This window comes from Bradyrhizobium liaoningense (assembly GCF_018130825.1).
GTDB classification, from domain to species: Bacteria; Pseudomonadota; Alphaproteobacteria; order Rhizobiales; family Xanthobacteraceae; genus Bradyrhizobium; species Bradyrhizobium liaoningense_B.
The window spans coordinates 112925-130092 of the sequence record NZ_JAFCJS010000011.1 but is presented as its reverse complement, the minus strand read 5'-3'; the positions used below and the strand labels follow the sequence as shown (position 1 = coordinate 130092).

The window sequence follows — 17168 nt, the reverse complement described above, 5'->3', positions numbered from 1 at the left end:
GCGAAGGACTGAACTGCGAGATGGCAAGTGTGAAGAAGCAGGGCGCGCGTGCCGCCAAGTCTGCGCCGGTCAAGTCTGCGCCGGTCAAGCGGCGCGACCGCGAGCGGACGCGGCAGGAGATCCTCGACATCGCTTTCGAGGAATTCGCCGAGAACGGCCTGTCCGGCGGCAACACCGATGCCATCGCCGCCCGCGCCAACGTCACCAAGCGGCTGATCTTCTACTATTTCAACTCCAAGGAAGAGCTGTTCACCGCGGTGCTGGAGATGGCCTATGCCGAGATGCGCGCGGCCGAGGAGGATCTTCATCTCGAGGCGCTGGAGCCGGAGGCTGCGATCCGCCGGCTTGCCGAATTCACCTTCGATTTCCACCAGGCCCATCCGCAATTCGTCCGCCTCGTCAGCATCGAGAACATTCATCGCGGACGGCACATGGCCAGCAGCCGCAGGCTCAAGGAGATGACGCAGCCGAGCATCAGCCAGATTGCCAAGGTGCTGGATCGCGGCGCGGCCGGCGGCGCGATCCGGCCCGGCATCGATCCGGTCGAGCTGCATATGACGCTGAATGCGCTGAGCTTCTTCGCGGTCGCCAACCGTCACACCTTCGAGGCGCAATTTGCCTTCGACATGTCCTCGCCCAAGGCAAGAGCCCAGCGCCGCGCCGAGACCGCCGATCTGCTTTGGCGCTACGTGCGCAAGGATTGAGCTGCGGCGAGCGCCGTGGAGGCATCGATGGATGTTGTTGCCAGCGCGGGAATGTCCGACTACGCTTCGCCTCAGGTAGCCCAGACGGACCCGCGATCAGCCGCCCGTTCATGCCCAAATTTCTTCGCATCGGTGTCCATCAGTCGAACGTCTCCGGGTACACGTCGAAGGCGTGGTGCATCAGGCGTGCCGGCTCGACGATCTTCCTGAAATGGGGCGCGGTGGAGGTCAGCGGCGCTGGTGCCGTGCGAACGGTCTACTGGACGCGCGTACCGCAGGAGAAGACGATCCGCTGCCGCACGTCGCAGCGCGCCGAGGACTATGCCAAGGCCGCGATCGCGCGGCGACGCAACCACCGCTATGAGCCACTGACCGGGGCTATCGCGAACCGGCGTCCATCGGCCGCGCGCAGTGCCGAGCTCAAGAAGGCGCTCGCCACCATCCTGATCGTCGACATCGTCGGCTCGACCGCGAAGGCCGCCAAGCTCGGCGATGCGCGCTGGACCAAGGTGATGGGCCACTATTACGCCGCCGTGCGCAAGGAGCTGAAGAGCTCGCGCGGCAGGGAGGTCGTGACCACCGGCGACGGCGTGCTGGCGACCTTCAAGGCGCCCGCCGCCGGCATCACCTGCGCGACCGCGATCCTGAAGGCCGTGCGCACGCTGGGGCTCGAGATCAGGGTGGGCCTGCACGCCGGCGAGTACACGATCAGCGGCGGCGAGATGGTTGGCCTCGCCTTCCACATTTGCACGCGCGTCGCCGCCAAGGCGCGCGGCGGCGAAGTGCTGGTGTCCAGCGCGGTGAGGGAACTGTTGAAGGCGCAGTCCGCGGTCAGCCTGAGGGATCACGGCATGCACCGGCTCAAGGGCGTGCCGGAGCGCTGGCGGCTGTACCGGGTGGAGGGGTGAGACGCGACGCTCCGGCTTTGGCCGCCAGCCCGCGATCGGTCAGCCGTTAAAACGTCTCGGTAATCTTGCTCAGGCGAGGGGGGCGATCCGGGTCAAATCCGCGGGCGCATGCCGCCTGCTCGATCATCCGATAGGCCGGAACGAGCATGGTGATCGGGTCGGTGGCAGGGTCATCCTCGGCCAGCCAGGGCAGCGAGCCATGCGGTCCGCCGCAGAGATGCAGCGCGACCTTTTGCTCACGCAACTCCTCTGCAAGTGCGTCCACACTGGCCGCAGTTTCATCCATCAGGCGCATCATGACGACGGGCGTGCGCGACGACAGCGCGGCACGTGGCCCATGCTGCAGCTCGGCGGCGCTCAGGCCGATGGAGGGCAGGCGCAGGATTTCCGAAAGCTTGAGCGCGATCTCCCTCGCCGAGCCCAGGGCCAGGCCTCGAGCTGCCACGAACACAGCCGACGCCTTGACGAGATCATCGGCAATCTCGGACCAGTCGAGCTCCAGCGCACGGTGCAGGCGCTCGGGCAGCCGGTCGAGGGCTGAGCGCAGCGCACGATCTTGCGCCAGCTCGGCAACCAGTCCGGCACTGGCGGCCATCGAGCCAATGACGGTCTTTGTCGCCGCGACCGAGTGCTCCTGGCCGGCTTCGATCGGAACGACGAACTCCGCTTCGTCGGCCACCGGCGACGAGGTCGTGTTGACGATGGCAATGGTGCGGGCGCCCGAAGCCCGCGCCGACCGTGTCGCTGCGACGAGATCCGGACTGCGTCCTGATTGCGAGATCACGATGAACAGCGCATCGCGCAGCATCAAGGGTGTGCGAAATGCCGTGATCACCGAGGGAGCACTCGCTGAAACGGGAAGACGAAGCCGCGTCTCGACAAGGTATCTCAGGAAAACCCCGGCATGCCCGGAGCTTCCCCGACCACACACGACGCACAGGGGGGCCGAGCCCATCTCAATTCGCTGCGCGATGTCGCGTGTGGCGGGGCGGCTGCGAACGATTTTCGCGACGGTATCGGCGCTTTCCAGGATTTCACTCGCCATCGCAGATGTCATCACGGCTCGACCGCTCCGCCCTGCTTGCGTACGGCCGGTGCCTTGCGATGCCGGTCACTATGCGAGTCCCGATCCCCGGCGAGCTCGGCAAACACGCGCCGGAGATTGCCGCCGCCGTCCCTCAGAATGGTCTCGGCATCAGCCCTGTCGACGCCCAGCGCCAGAAGGACCGCCGTCTTGACGTCTCCTTCTGCCTGCTCGAGCGAGCGCGCCGCGTGCGACGGATCGCAGTCGGCGATTTGCGCCACCATGGCTTCGGCGCGCCGCTTCAGCTTGGCATTGGTTGGCTGCATGTTCACCATCATGCCGCGATACACCCGGCCAAGACGCAGCATGATCCCCGAGGAGATCAGGTTGAGCACGACCTTCTGCGCAGTGCCGGCCTTCATCCGCGTGGAGCCGGCGATCAGCTCGCGGCCAGTCTCGATCAGGATAGGAAACTTGGCCGATGCCAGCAGTGCGGTGCCAGGATTGTTGGCGACACCCACCGTCATCGCACCGCAGGAGCCTGCCTGCTGCAGCGCGGCGACCGTGAACGGCGTTGTCCCGCTGGCGGCTACCGCAATCACCACATCATGCGCTGTGAGCCGCACGGCATTGATCTGCGCGACCGCATCATCAATGTCATCCTCCGCGCCCTCGATGCTGGTGACGAAAGCACTGTCTCCGCCGGCGACGACGAAGCGGACGCGCTCTTTGGGCCAGGCGAAGGTCGGCGTCAGCTCGGCGCCGTCCTGGACCGCCACGCGCCCCGAGGTGCCGGCGCCGACATAGACAAGGCGACCGTGATCGCCCAGCGCCATTTTGGCCGCTTCGGTCGCCGCCGTGATCGCGGGGAGAGCACGGCCGATCGCAGCGACTGCCGCAAGCTGGCCCTCCCACATCGCTTCCATCGCCACGGCCAGCGACCATGCATCAAGATCGGCAAAGCGGGGATCGACTTCTTCGGTGGCCATATCGTTGATCCATGCGCCATCAAACGCGGAACTTTGAAGCCGGCTCATGCTCGGTTTCCATTCTGGGTAGTTCAAGCCGCCGTCGCGCCACCAGTAACGCGCCGGCCGCCGCGTCGCCGTCAGGACGCTTCAGGCGGACGCGCAGGTCGGGCGTCAGCCAGGACGTAATCGCATCCGCAAGCCCACCCACCAGCGAGAGCCGGTCGGTTCCTCTCGCCAGGAATAGATCGAGCAGATCGCCAATGGCATCGGCTGCGCGTTCGACAATGCGGCGGCCGACCGGATCGCCTTGATTGGCGTGCCGCATCACGATCGGCGCGAATGCGGCGTAGTCCGTGGCTTTGGCTTCTTCGGACCAGGCCACCGCCTGATAGGGATCGTGATCGAATGCGCCCAGCACCTCCGAAAGCAATGGAGTCAGCTCGGCGCGGCGATCCGCGGCCCGCAGCGCCAGTCGGACAACCTGCAGGCCGATGTCGGCGCCGCTGCCTTCGTCCGACACGGGAAAACCGTACCCGGCGAGACGGATCTCGCGGCCGTCGACCAGGCCGACACCGACCGAGCCTGTGCCGGCCACGACGATGGCCCCGTCCGCGCCGCTATGGGCGCCAAGACAGGCGGCGAGGCCGTCGCTGATGAAGTTGACGGACGCAAAGGGATGCGCGATCTCGCCGAGCGCCGCTTTCGCGCCCCGGCGCCCAATACCGGCAAGGCCAATTCCGGCGTGCATTTGGGCGAAATCCTCGCGGCTCAGCCCGGCCTGTGTGGCCGCCGCTTCGGTGGCCTCCATGATGGACCGCCAAGCCTTGTCGACGCCGATCCGCGTCGTGGCCGGTCCCGAGCTCGCCTCGCCGAGCGCCGTGCCGTTTTCGTCTTCGATCCGGGCGCGGCAGCGGGTTCCGCCGCCATCAATGCCGAGATACGTGGTACCTTTTGTTCCCATGGAACGTTAACGCGAAGGTTTCGCTTGGGGTCCGCACAAGGTCCCCGTGGCGTACATATGAACTCTTGTGCGAGACTCGCCTCACGAGTCCGTGACGGCAATTCCCGGATCGATACCGATGGGCCACGCTGGTTCTGCCTCTCTCACGATTGCTGCGCAGCACATCTTCGATGGGACCGACATGCGCGGACCCGGCTCGGTCAGGATCTCGCAGGGACGGATTGAAAGCATTGGCTTCGACGAGGCCGCGGGGGCGTCAATCCGCCTTCCCCGAGATGCGATCCTTGCACCCGGATTCATCGACATCCAGGTGAACGGAGGCGGGAGCGTGCTTCTCAACGACCAGCCAACCGAGGCCGGAGTTCGCCGCATCGTCGAGGCGCACCGCAAGGCCGGGACCACGGGCTGTTTGCCGACCCTCATCTCCGATCGAAGCGAGGTCATCGAACGATTGGCTGCAACGGCCGAGGGGTGCCTCGAAATTCCCGGCGTGCTCGGCTTTCATCTGGAAGGTCCGGCCCTCAACAGGTCCCGCAAGGGCATTCATCCGGACGCCGAGATACGCTTGCCCGATCGGCGCGACCTCGCCGCCATCAAGAGTTTCGGGCGCCGCGGTCGCTCCATTGTGACCCTGGCCCCGGAATGCGTGCCCGCGTCCATGATCGATGAATTGATCGGCGCCGGATTGCGTATCGCGGCCGGCCACAGCGACGCCAGTGCAGCCGAAATCGGGCAGGCGGTCGATCGCGGTGTCTCGGGGGTGACCCACCTGTTCAATGCCATGTCGCAGTTGAACGCCCGGGAACCGGGCCTGGTGGGTGTCGCGCTGGGGGATGACCGGTTGTTTGCAGGGATCATCTGCGACGGCATCCACGTCGACCGCGCCGGTTTGCGTGTTGCCTTCCGTTGCAAGGGTCGCGATCGATTGATGCTGGTCACCGATGCCATGCCATTGGCGGGCACGAACGACCGGCAATTCATGCTCCAGGGAAGGGAGATCACGTTGTGCGACGGTCGCCTGACCGGCCGGGATGGCACGCTCGCGGGCGCTCACCTCACCATGATCGAGGCGGTCCGCAACGCTGCTGCGCTCATCGGAATCTCCCTCGTCGATGCCCTCATCATGGCGTCCCGGACGCCCGCTTCATTTCTGGGCCTTGGGTCCGAGCTTGGACGGATCGCGCCGGGATACCGCGCGGATCTTGTCGCCTTCAATCCGAACTTTGAGGTCCTCGGCACCTGGATAGCCGGTGTCGGCTCGATGGGCGAGGCGAGCGAGGCTTCCGGGCGAGGTTAGATGCGCAACCATCCCATCATCGTGCAGAAATATGGCGGTGTCTGCCTGGAAACACCGGCGAAGATTCGCGCGGTTGCGCGCAGTCTCGCCGACCTCCAGGGCCGCGGTCATCGTGTCGTGGCGATCGTCTCCGCCATGGGCACGACCACCGACCAGTTGATTGAGATGGCCCATCAGGTCAGCCCGACTCCGAACCGCCGCGAGCTGGATATGCTGCTGACGACCGGCGAGCGCATCAGCATGTCCCTGATGAGCATGGCGCTTTCCGATCTCGGCGTGCCTGCGATCAGCTTCACCGGCAGCCAGGCCGGCGTGATGACCGACGACTCCCATTCCTCCGCACGCATTCTGGATGTGCGTCCCATTCGCGTGCTCGAGGAACTCGACCGCGGACGCGTCGTGGTGCTGGCAGGATTCCAGGGCGTGAACCCGGCGACCAGGGAAATCACCACGCTCGGCCGGGGCGGCAGCGACACCACGGCCGTCGCGATGGCCGCTGCGCTGAAGGCCGAACGCTGTGAAATCATCAAGGAGGTCGACGGAATTTGTTCGGCCGATCCGCGCATCGTGCCGGATGCAAGGCCCCTGCGGCAGGTGGACTTCGCATCCCTGTCGGAGATGTGCTTCTGGGGTGCGAAGATCCTGCATTTTCGCAGCGTGGAGCTGGCGCAAAGTCAGGATGTGCCTCTGGTCCTCAAGCAGTGGGGTGGCGCCGGGCACAGCACGCAAGTGATGAAAGAGGTTTCAGGCATGGAAAACGGGAAGGTTCTCGCCGTCAACTCGATCGCCCGCATTGAGCACGTGGAAATCGATTCCACGGATCTCAATCACGGTTTCGAGAAACTCGCGCAGCATCTCAGGCAAAACAGCCTGTCGTGGCCGCAGCTCCTTGCATCACACTTCGCCGCAGGAAAAACCAGCATGACCGTGGCGTGCGATACGGAGTGGCTCGATGCCCTGCTGCGCACGCTGGAGCACGCCAAGGATCTGCGCAAGCAGCGCCAAGCTTCAAGCTCGGTGAGTCTCACCTGCTTCGGTGGCATCTCGTCGGAATTGCCGTTCAGCGCGTTGCAGGTTCTTAAGGATCACGGGATCGTCCCCGACAGGTACGTGTTGTCACCGCATTCGGTCAGCCTGTTTCTCCCTGTGGAGGACCGGGAGGCCGCCGTCAAAGCGTTGCACACGCTTGTCCAGCAAGCCTAGGATCTGTGCTCGCGATGCTGCGATATGCGGAAAGGCTCGCGAAGCTGACGCCGAACGACGCCAGCTTGTCGAAGGTGATCGAGGATTTACGCCGGGCGGCAACTCTTCCTTGAAGGCCTGTTGCGTTGCTTTGGGGCGTTGCGTTCGTCCAGCGCAAATGGGGATTGCGCATCGGTGTCCGGGGCAGGGCCAACTCTTGATTTGAATCAAACCGATTGCTCCCCTGCCATGGCAGCCCTTGTCGTGTCTTGCGGTCACAAGGGAGTGCTCGTCATGGGAATCCCTCGCGGCGCACTTGCAGTCGCAGCCATTTTGACCTTCGGTTCGACTCCGCTGCCGGCCCAACAGGTGACAGGCACTCCAGGCTCGCCGGGCGCCACCACCACCATCACCGGCAAGCAACTTCCATCACCCCCGTCGAAATTCGGCGGCGTGGTCAAGGAGAAGGCCTCGGAGTCGACGCCGTGGTGGGCGCCACGCGTCGTGCCACCGAAGGGCGCGCCCAACGTGCTGCTCATCATGACGGACGACCAGGGCTTTGGTGCACCCAGCACTTTCGGCGGCGTCATTCCTACGCCGTCAATGGATCGCATTGCCAAGGCCGGGTTGCGATACACCAATTTCCATTCGACATCGCTGTGCTCACCGACAAGGGCGGCGCTGATCACGGGCCGTAACCATCACTCGGTCGGTTACGGCGTCGTGGGCGAGATCGCGACAGGCTTTCCCGGCTACGACTCCATCATCCCGATCGACAAGGGCACCATCGGCACAATTCTCAAGGAGAACGGCTACGCAACGTCGTGGTTCGGCAAGGACCACAACACGCCGTCCTATCAATCGAGCCAGGCCGGGCCGTTCCATCAATGGCCGAATGGCATGGGCTTCGAATACTTCTACGGCTTCGTCGGAGGCGACGCCAGCCAATGGCAACCGAACCTCTTCCGCAACACGACGGCGATCTATCCATTCCTCGACAATCCCGGCTGGAACCTGGAAACCGCGATGGCGGATGAAGCCATTCAGTACATGAAGCAGCTCAAGGAGGTCGCGCCGGGCAAGCCCTGGCTCATCTACTACGTGCCTGGTGCAACTCACGCGCCGCATCATCCCACGCCTGAGTGGATCAAGAAGGTCAGCGACATGCACCTCTTCGACGAGGGCTGGAACAAGGTGCGCCAGACCATCTTCGCGAACCAGAAGCGGCTCGGCATCATGCCCGAACATGCCAAGCTGACGCCGTGGCCGAAAGGATTGCCGGAGTGGGATTCGCTCGGCCTGGAAGAGAGGAAGCTCTTCATCAAGCAGGCAGACATCTACGGCGCGTATCTCGCCTACGCCGATCACGAGATCGGACGGGTGATCCAGGCCGTGGACGACCTTGGCCAGCTCGACAACACGCTCATCATCTACATCGGTGGAGACAACGGCGCGAGCGCCGAGGGAATGGTCAACGGCACGCCCAATGAATTTACGACCTTCAACGGCGTGCCCGTGCCGGTGAAGGACCAGTTTCTCTGGTATCCGTTCTGGGGATCGGAACGGACGTTCCCGCATTTCGCCGCGGGCTGGGCATGGGCGATGGACACACCGTTCAAATGGGTCAAGCAGGTGCCGTCGCATTTCGGCGGGACGGCCCAGGGCGTGGTGATGTCATGGCCCGGTCACATCAAAGATCCCGGCGGCATCCGCCGTCAATTCCATCACGTCATCGACATCGTGCCGACGATTCTGGAGGCGGCCGGTATCGCGCAGCCCGACATGGTCAATGGCATCGAGCAGGATCCCATCGAGGGTGTGAGCATGGCGTACACGTGGGAAACGGCGACTGCGAATGCGCCTTCAACCCACACGACGCAATATTTCGAGATGCTGGGCAACCGCGCCATCTATCAGGATGGCTGGGTGGCAGCGACGGCGCCGGCAACACTGCCATGGGAGTTGAGCACCAGGACGCCGCCGGACGTGATCACCGGTTACAACTGGGAGCTCTACAACGTGCAGGAGGATCCGACCCAGTTTGACGACCTCGCTGCCAAAATGCCGGACAAGCTCAAGCAGATGCAGGATCTCTTCTACGCCGAGGCGAAGAAGTACAACGTGCTGCCGCTCGACAACTCGACATTGGCACGCTGGAACACGCCGCGTCCGAGCCTTACCGCGGGGCGCGGGGAGTTCACGTACTCCGGCGAATTGATCGGCACGCCGGCAAGTGCCGCGCCGAGCATCCTGAACAAGGGCTACACCATCACCGCCGAGGTGGTGATTCCCCAAGGTGGAGCGGAGGGCATGATCGTTACCCACGGCGGGCGCTTCGGCGGCTACGGCCTGTTCCTGAGCAAGGGCGAGTTTGGCGTCGGGCGCGGCAGGGTCGTGTTCCTCTACAACCTGCTCGACCTCAAGCGCACGACATGGGAGGGGCCCGAGCTGGAGGCCGGCAAGCACACCATCGCCTTCGAGTTCAAACCGGAGGCGACGGGCCTCGGCAAGGGCGGCACGGGCATCTTGTCGGTGGATGGCAAGGAGGTGGCACGCAACACGCTGGAGCACACCACGCCTGTCACTTTTCCCGAGGATGAGACGTTCGACGTCGGCCAGGACACCCGCACGGGGGTCGCCTTGCTGGAATATCGCTACGAGCCTCCGTTCAAGTTCACCGGCAAGCTCAACAGGCTGACATTCAACCTCGAGCCGGAGGGCCAAACCGTAGGCAAGAACTGACGATCCCTTCGCGTTTCAAAAAATCGCAAATCGGTTGCGATGGATCAAGCCGATCCCTCTCGGCTTCCTCCTTACTGGCGAGAAGGGAAAAGGGGGCATCTGCTTCGAGGAGGCAGGTCATGGTGCAACAGGTATTGGGTGGTGTTGCCGAAGACCTAAGCATTCAGGGCTGCGACGACGTCAGCGAAGCACAGTCGACTTTCGACCGCCTGTTGAGGGCCTATTTCGCAAGGCTTCTGATCAGAGAAATCCGGGCGTCGAACAGGATCGATTCCTCGTTTGAGCTTCCTGCTCCACCAAGCGGCCATTCGCTCTCGAAGTAGCATCACCCGGCGGGTGACGGTCTGGCATACCTTCGCACCGTTGCGATGCGAGATGCACGCGGTGGAGGAACGCCGGAGCCAGCTTGATCTGGATCAAGGCCGGTTCCGCAAGGTGATGTCTCGTTAGACCTGACGTTTTCCGAGTGCCGGAGATTGACATGTCTCTTGCTGCATCACGCGTCCTCATCCTCTCCTTTTGCTGCCGTGGCGATTGCGCGTACGGCATTTGCCGAGACAGCCCGCCCCCCGGGCTGCGTCAGCCGAAGGGGCGCCATCCCATGAGGACGATATGCTTGCTTGCAGTCCTTTTCGCCCTGGAAGCGGTGTTGACGACAGCCGCCTTTGCCAAGACGCCGCGCGCAAAAGTCGTGACGGTCGTCGATGTTCGCCAGGCTCCGCCTCGAGCGACGAGCTGCGGGAGCGGCTTTGTGTGCAGACAAGACTTATTTGATCGCGGCAACAGGAACAATTTGAGATCCGATTGGCCTGCTCCTCCGGCTCAGCCTGGCCAGTTCTGATCCGAATTTCTGTAATGGCATTGCAAGGTGGTTGGTTTGATAGAGCGCGAAGGAGGTCAAGATGTCGATGGCAGCACTATCTGCGGCACTTCTCGGAGCGCAATTGTTCGTAATCCCCGTCTCCGATCGCGTCCCCGAATTGAAGGTAGAGGCGACGTGCAAGGCGACCACAGCTGTTGACAAGGCAATGGGGCTTGCCCTTCCTCAGAGCTTTGCGGACTGCATGCGCGACGAGTCCGCCGCGCGGCAACAGCTCTCCGCGGTTTGGGGCGACGCTTCCGGTCCTGCTCGCGACAGCTGCGAAGGCGAAGCCACAGCCGCAGGAAGCCAGAGTTATGTCGATCTTCTCACCTGTATCCAGATGGCAGGGTGGGCGAAGTCACCCTCAACCGCGACGCGGCTGAGGGGAGCAAGCAGGACCCGAAATTCACAGTGATCGGCCTCGCGCTTCGAGAGCGCGGCTCACTCTGCCTGGCAGCCTATCGATTGTGGCTTCGGCGGGCCCGTCGGCTAAGCGGGCCGCGAAGGCAGCGGGGTCATCGCTTCCAGTTGCGCTGTCCGCGTTGCCAACACAGCGAGCAAGCTCTTGTGCAGCCGATCCTCGGGTTCGAAATTTTGCGCGAGCCTTCGGACGGTCTCGGCAAATCGCATGCGATGTGTCGCCGCGCTGTCGAGGTCTCCGCACCTCGCAAAGATCTCGGCGGCCGTGCGGTACACCCGCCAGGAAGCAATCGGGAAGTCGGCACTATCGACGATCTCCAGCGCGCGGGACAGGTGCAACTGAGCCTCCGCTGAATCGCCGAGGGCAAGCGCAGTACGTGCGAGCAGAGCGTGGGCCTGGGCCAGGTGATTGAGATCTGGCGCCGTAGCCACATAGTCGTGGAGCTGGCGTGCGCAGCTCTGAGCCTGCGTAAAGTCGTCAATCTGCAAGTAATATTCGCCGAGGCAATGATACACCTGCGTCGCGGCGGTAAATTCGATGTCGATGCCTTCTTCATGCCGGCGGCGCTCAATATCGTCAAATTGCCTGCGAGCTCCCGCCGGATCGTTCAGGCCGACATAGGCTTTCGCAAGGACCGCCCGCTTGTGGAAGTATGTCGACTGATCTCCGACCAGCAGACTATCGTCGACGTTCTCGCAGAGCTCCCGGGCTCCATCAAAGTCCATCGCTTCGACGTGCAACCACGCAAGCGTCAACCGGCACAGGGCGCTGCTGGGGCCGTTCGCGTTTCTGACGGCCAGTTCGAGGCCGGCCGTGATCTCACGTCGCAATTCGCGCCATTCGCCCAGATGAATGAGCGCGATTGATTCGAGCACGTTGAACAGAACGAACGTGTAGACGTCGCCGGCCAAACGCGCCAACCGCTTTCCTTCCGTGCCGGCGCGGCGGCACTCCTGGTACCGCGACCTCCAGCAATCTACGATGCCGGATATTCCGTTGCGCCTGATCAAGATGCCATAATTCGTGGCATTCGCGCTCAGCTCGATCGCCCTGTCGCAGAGCGTGGCATACTGTATGCGCCAGCCGTTGAGGAACAGGTTGACGCTCGCGCTGCTGCCCTGGACCAGAGCCTTGAATGTGTCGTCCGCAAGCGCCTGGCTTCGCGACAGTACGTCGTCAGCGGCCTCGAGGCAGGCGTGGCGATCCACGCGCAAGCAGAGACTGCTCACGGCCGTGAGGCCGTTGAGCTGCTGCTTGATCTCGCCCGCTTGTTCGGCGCAGGCAATCATGTCGCGCAGATCACGAATGGAGCCTGCGAGGTCGCCGCACGAGCGAAGCGCCCAGCTTCGCTCTCGCAGAAGAGCGATGCGGGTTGAGAGTTTGTCGGCGGCATCGAAACGATCAAGTATGCCAAGCGCGCGGGTGAGGTAGCTGGCGGCCTCCGCATGGCCGAGGCGTTTGGTCGAGCTGTTTGCCGCTTCCCGCAGGTAGCGCAACGCGCTCGGAAAGTCGCGACCCTGCTCAAAGTGAAGTGCGAGCGCGGGCGCTATTTCATGGGTGCGGCCGGCATAGGCTTCCTCCAGCCTCTTGCCCAGGCGCTTGTGCGTTTGTGCGCGGTGGCCGGGCGGCAGAGACTGGTAAATGATATTCTGATAGAGAATGTGACGAAAGGCGTAAGAGCCCGAATATGTTCCATCGGGCCACTCGGAAGCTCCCGAACGAACGAGGATTTGATCCTTGCGGATCGACGCTTCGATGTTCCTTTCGACGTCGATCGCATCGTCGGACAACCCGGCCGCAACGAGGGCCGCAGAAAAGTCTTCGCCGGCAACGCTGGCGACATCGAGCAGATGCCGCTCGCTATCGGTGAGGCGATCGAGCTCGTGGCCGATCATGTTCAGGAGGCTGTCTGGAATGCGATCGTGCGTAAATGCCGCCTGTGAGGACAGGCGCCATCTGCCGTCCATTTCGACGATCGAGCCCTGGTCGATCAAGTGTTTGAGCAGCGAGGCAACGAACAAGGGATTCCCCAGCGTTCGTTCGAATACGGGCTTTGACAGGCTGGAGGCAAGTCCCTCGTCGTCGAAGCGCAAGGCCAGGTAACGCTCGACCTCCGCAGGCGACAGTCGATTGAGGCGCAATTCGCTGCAGTATCCATGAATCTCGAGATCCCGGTGCAGGCGAGGGATGGGATGCCCGCCGACGGAACCGTCGGCCGGACGATAGGAGCAGAGGACCAGCACGCGCGCCTTGCCGTTCCCGCGCGCGAGGCGAGACAGCACGTCGAGTGTCGCGAAGTCGCTCCAGTGCAGATCTTCGAGAACAAGGACCCAGGGGCGGCCGGTGCTCAGCGCTTCCAGAAGATCGCAGAGTTCGCGCAGCATCCGCTCGCGCGTCGCGCCGAACACTTCATCCTGGAAAGCCGCGCGCTCCGATGCGTCGATGACGCCTGGTAATTGCAGTATCCAGGTGGGTGCGTGCGCGCGAATGGCCGAAATCAATTCCGGACCGTTTGCGCGACAACGGCTCACCAGTGCATCGATCAGTGGCAGAAAGACTTCGTCCGTTCCGAATCGTTCAGTGCAGCGCCCATAGAGCTGATCGAAGCCCTGTTCCGTCAGCTGTTCGACCGCCCTGGCGATGAAGGCCGTCTTGCCGATCCCGGCTTCCCCGGTGACAAAGGCCATCTGCCGTTTGCCGGACAATACCTGCTGCGTCATCTGGTCGATCATCGCGAAGGGGGCTGTCCGGCCGACCACCAGGGTGGAGACTTCAGTCGTCAGAGGTACGACCGCGCTCTCGACCTCCCTTTGTGCTTCCCGCACCGTGCCGATGAAGCGGACGCCTTTGCGCGGTAAAGTCTTGATCAGCCGTTGCGCGCCGCCGGAATCGCCTATTCCCGTACGGGCTGCGTTGATGCGGGTGGTGAGCGCTGACTCCGAGATGATGCGCCCGCCCCAAATCGCGCTGATCAGATCGTCCTTGGTCACCACCCGGGCGCGGTGGCGGATCAGATATTCGAGGAGGTCGAAAACCTGAGGCTGCAACGGAATCGTACGTCCGTCACGGCGCAATTCCCGCTGGTCGGTGTCGAGGACGAAATCGTCAAATAGATACAGCAAAACAATGCCTTCGGGGGAGCGCGCGAGACGGATATTCAACCGGGACACCGGCCCGAAATCAAGCACAGCGTTCAAAATGAAGGAAACGATAAGGACAAATTAAGCCCGCATTAAAGCGCGGCGCGGCGTCCCGTTCGATACTTCCGGCCGTATCCAGTCACTCACACAAGGTGTTCGTGTCATGCGCTTGGAAGACAAGGCGCGGCGTCGCACTCGCGTGTTCTATGGGTTGTTGTTTCACAAGATGTTTCAGTCGATCGCTGCATCCACCGCGCCATTATTCAACCGCAGAGTGTCAGCCAGAGGCGATGCGTCATTTTTAGCGCATTCGTTTGTCGCCTCCACGAGGTCTTCTCGAAAAGAAGGCTGGTCTGGGCGCCTCCTTCAGGCGCTCCACCATTCGCGACGGCTACAGGCAGAGCGCACTCTTCGACAGTATCGTCAGCTGGTCCAGTTTGCCTCTCCGCCAGATGTTGGAGGACACGACAATGTCGCTCGGTGAACAGTCGTCCGAGCGCAAACTTCGGATTCCGGCACCGAGCGAGACTACGCTGCTGGCAACGATCGCCATCTGCTTTCTCGTTCTGCACATCCTTGCAGCCGCGATGTTGACTTCGACCCGCCAGAACGATGTCGTGGCAGCGCCCGAGCCGCCCGGACTGTCGTCCGGGGACTAATCGCCAAGTCGTCATTCCAAGTCATCATTCCAAGTCGCCATTCAAAGTCGCCATTCCAGGATGCGACCGACCAAAAAAGGATTAGCTCATGGGCGACGTTGCGTCGTTCTGCCTGCTCAGTGTCGCTGTGTTTTGCGGGGCTTTCGTCTCGGGCCTCGCGGGCTTTGCCTTTTCGGCGGTAGCCGGCGCGATTCTCCTTCACGTTCTCCCACCAGTGGAGACGGTCCCGCTGATGATGGCCTGCAGCATCACCGTGCAAGCCGCGGGTCTTTGGGCCCTGAGAAAAAGCATCCCCTGGAAACAGAGCTCGGGACTGGTCGTCGGCGGGTTGCTCGGCGTTCCGATCGCCGTGTGGCTGCTGCAAGCTGCGGACGCGCGGATCTTCAGAGAGAGCTTTGGTCTCGCCGTCGCCTGCTATGCGGCCTATACGCTGTTCAGGCCGGTGCTCTCTCATCGCTTGCAGATGAATGCGGCACGTAATGCATTGATCGGCTTCGGCGGAGGCTTTGTCGGCGGGTTGACGGCGATGCCGGGTGCAATACCGACCATATGGTGTGACATCCACGGCGTGCCAAAAACCGAGCAGCGCGGAATGGTTCAACCCTTCATCGCCGCCATGCAGATATTCGCACTTGGTCTCATGCTGGTCCGAGGAGATCTGTCGACAAAGGTCCTGGCTGACTTCGCAGTCAGCATCCCGGCACTCCTCGCAGGAACGGCGCTCGGCATTTTTGTTTTTCGGTGCGTCGATGATGCGTTGTTCCGGCGAATTATTCTCAGCATCTTGCTGGTTTCGGGACTGTTGCTGGTATTGTAGAGCGCCTCGCGATGCGCAGGCCCCTCGCTTCTCGCCGCAGGACGGCCAGCGTCTGGGCTTCGTGATGCGCGGGTTGAGATGGTTTCCCGTCAGCAACTGCTCAGCCACGGCCTGCTCATCGCCAATGCACCCCTGACACCTGCTGAACGCCGGGTGTTGCTCGCACTGCTCGACGGGCACACGGAAAAGCAGATCGCGCAGAGGATTGACCAAAGTCCGAACACCACGCACTTCCACGTCAAGTCGATCTACGCCAAGTTCGGCGTGCGCAATCGCTCGGCGCCCACCGCGCTGTGGCTCGGCAAGCTGCGATAACGAACTTACACAGTTGATTTGCTGGTGGGCTCGGCAGGACCTCGAACCTGCAACCAGACCGTTATGAGCGGGAGAATATTGGTCAGCTTCGTTGATCTTCCTGCGGTTTTGCTCGATCCCAGTTGCCTTCGTTCCGTTTCTTTCACGCCGTTTCTGGTGCGAAACTGGTGCGGTGCTCTGGAATTGGCCTGAGGGCCATAAGCCGGTGATCGGCAGCTTTTGGTGGTGCAAAGCGGACCTTCGAACACGCAAGTTGCAAAGGGGGCCAAGAGCCGACCAAATCGGGCCATGCTTGCTTTTCTGATCCGCCGATCCAGGCATGGGCCAGACGACTGCGCGCTTAATGGGCGTTTAACGCTTTTGCGCAACAGATGGATCACCAGCGCGGAATTAGTCCTACTTGCAAGTGCGAGCCGAGCTCCCGGGGAGGGAATCGCATGGGACTGCTTTTTGTTGGAGTGCTGGCAGGAGTCCTGATCGGCTTTGGCTGGTTCGCGCCTTCCCGAGGGTATTTCCTTGGGTGTGCGTCACGACCCTGTTTCGACCGGGTTGCGGTCGCCCGACCCGCGCAGCCAATGCCGACGGCATTCGCGCCGGATCCCGTGATCGTCAAATCGAATTCTGCAACTCCGGAAAGGTCCGGCAAGAAATCATCTCCAAAGAAGGGCGGATCGGTCGACCTCGCCAAAGCGGCGTCACCGCGGACGACGATCAGCGTCCCGGCATCCGAACGGCCCGCGGAAGTATCAGATCCTGTCCTGGAAAAGGCGAAGGTCACCGTCGCGGCGAAGATGGAGGATCCAGGATCGACCGAATTCACCGAAATGAAGCGCACGATGCGAAAGAACACGCTTGGACGCCCCGTGGATACGATTTGCGGGCGTGTGAAAGGAAGAAGCGCATCAGGCGGCGAGACCGCAGAGAGACCGTTTCTTTATCTCGTGAAGGAGGATGAAGCATATGTCGTCGACGGCAAGTCGGGGTCGGCGGCGTCAACGGCGTATCGAAATATCTGCAATTAGGGAATGCGTCGACTGCGTCAGCGCGCGGTACGCGCCGAAATGAATTTGAGCGGAAAGAATTTCCACCCAGGCGCCAGGTAAAGCCGCAGTGCATAAGGCACTGGCGGCGGTACAGCGCCACTCTCGTGATGATCATTCAGGAT

The 17168-nt window shown here is 62.6% G+C and carries 14 protein-coding genes; 10 read left to right on the top strand and 4 right to left on the bottom strand.

What is annotated here, in order from left to right:
- The first annotated feature begins 20 nt into the window (after positions 1–20).
- Together JQ603_RS34365 and JQ603_RS34360 are read left to right on the top strand one after the other, a co-directional pair.
- Complete coding sequence (locus tag JQ603_RS34365) at positions 21–704, top strand: TetR/AcrR family transcriptional regulator (RefSeq protein WP_212346893.1); 684 nt, start codon at positions 21–23, stop codon at positions 702–704.
- Positions 705–814: 110 nt separating this feature from the next.
- On the top strand, positions 815–1612 hold the full coding sequence (locus JQ603_RS34360; protein ID WP_212346890.1) for an adenylate/guanylate cyclase domain-containing protein: 798 nt from the start codon (positions 815–817) through the stop codon (positions 1610–1612).
- Positions 1613–1658: 46 nt separating this feature from the next.
- Here the strand turns inward: JQ603_RS34360 and JQ603_RS34355 are convergent, their stop codons facing one another.
- Genes JQ603_RS34355 through JQ603_RS34345 form a run of 3 tightly spaced genes read right to left on the bottom strand, consistent with a single transcriptional unit; the run spans position 1659 to position 4568 of the window.
- Positions 1659–2669 (bottom strand): SIS domain-containing protein, encoded by a 1011-nt coding sequence (locus JQ603_RS34355; protein WP_212346888.1) that lies wholly within the window; start codon positions 2667–2669, stop codon positions 1659–1661.
- Positions 2669–3625 (bottom strand): N-acetylmuramic acid 6-phosphate etherase, encoded by a 957-nt coding sequence (locus JQ603_RS34350; protein WP_212346886.1) that lies wholly within the window; start codon positions 3623–3625, stop codon positions 2669–2671. Before JQ603_RS34350 ends, JQ603_RS34355 begins: the two co-directional genes overlap by 1 nt.
- A gap of 19 nt (positions 3626–3644) precedes the next feature.
- Positions 3645–4568: a BadF/BadG/BcrA/BcrD ATPase family protein gene (locus tag JQ603_RS34345; protein ID WP_212346884.1), complete on the bottom strand. Its 924-nt coding sequence runs from the start codon at positions 4566–4568 to the stop codon at positions 3645–3647.
- 118 nt (positions 4569–4686) lie between these two features.
- Here JQ603_RS34345 and nagA point away from each other — a divergent pair, with 118 nt between their 5' ends.
- The 4 genes from nagA to JQ603_RS34325 all read left to right on the top strand — a co-directional run bounded on the left by nagA (position 4687) and on the right by JQ603_RS34325 (position 10112).
- Entirely contained in the window at positions 4687–5865 is a 1179-nt protein-coding gene (nagA, locus tag JQ603_RS34340; protein ID WP_212346882.1) for an N-acetylglucosamine-6-phosphate deacetylase, read from the top strand.
- The gene (locus tag JQ603_RS34335; RefSeq protein WP_212346880.1) at positions 5866–7068 is read left to right on the top strand and encodes an aspartate kinase; all 1203 of its coding nucleotides are present in this window, start codon (positions 5866–5868) and stop codon (positions 7066–7068) included.
- A 273-nt stretch (positions 7069–7341) separates the two neighbouring features.
- Positions 7342–9789 (top strand): arylsulfatase, encoded by a 2448-nt coding sequence (locus tag JQ603_RS34330; protein WP_212347093.1) that lies wholly within the window; start codon positions 7342–7344, stop codon positions 9787–9789.
- Positions 9790–9908: 119 nt separating this feature from the next.
- Positions 9909–10112 (top strand): hypothetical protein, encoded by a 204-nt coding sequence (locus JQ603_RS34325; protein ID WP_212346878.1) that lies wholly within the window; start codon positions 9909–9911, stop codon positions 10110–10112.
- Positions 10113–11140: 1028 nt separating this feature from the next.
- Here JQ603_RS34325 and JQ603_RS34320 read toward each other — a convergent pair.
- Positions 11141–14233 carry an ATP-binding protein gene (locus JQ603_RS34320; protein WP_212346875.1) on the bottom strand — a complete coding sequence of 1031 codons (3093 nt, stop codon included), beginning with the start codon at positions 14231–14233 and terminating at the stop codon, positions 11141–11143.
- Positions 14234–14682: 449 nt separating this feature from the next.
- On the opposite strand from JQ603_RS34320, the gene JQ603_RS34315 reads away from it, so the two are divergent.
- The 4 genes from JQ603_RS34315 (at position 14683) to JQ603_RS38190 (ending at position 17025) form a co-directional block, all read left to right on the top strand.
- Positions 14683–14871, top strand: a complete 189-nt coding sequence (locus tag JQ603_RS34315; RefSeq protein ID WP_212346872.1) for a hypothetical protein — start codon at positions 14683–14685, stop codon at positions 14869–14871.
- Positions 14872–14959: 88 nt separating this feature from the next.
- Positions 14960–15688 (top strand): sulfite exporter TauE/SafE family protein, encoded by a 729-nt coding sequence (locus JQ603_RS34310; protein WP_212346869.1) that lies wholly within the window; start codon positions 14960–14962, stop codon positions 15686–15688.
- A gap of 78 nt (positions 15689–15766) precedes the next feature.
- Positions 15767–16003 carry a response regulator transcription factor gene (locus tag JQ603_RS34305; protein WP_245004040.1) on the top strand — a complete coding sequence of 79 codons (237 nt, stop codon included), beginning with the start codon at positions 15767–15769 and terminating at the stop codon, positions 16001–16003.
- Positions 16004–16440: 437 nt separating this feature from the next.
- A complete protein-coding gene (locus tag JQ603_RS38190) occupies positions 16441–17025 on the top strand; it encodes a hypothetical protein (protein ID WP_245004039.1) in 585 nt (194 codons plus the stop codon).
- Positions 17026–17168: the final 143 nt, after the last annotated feature.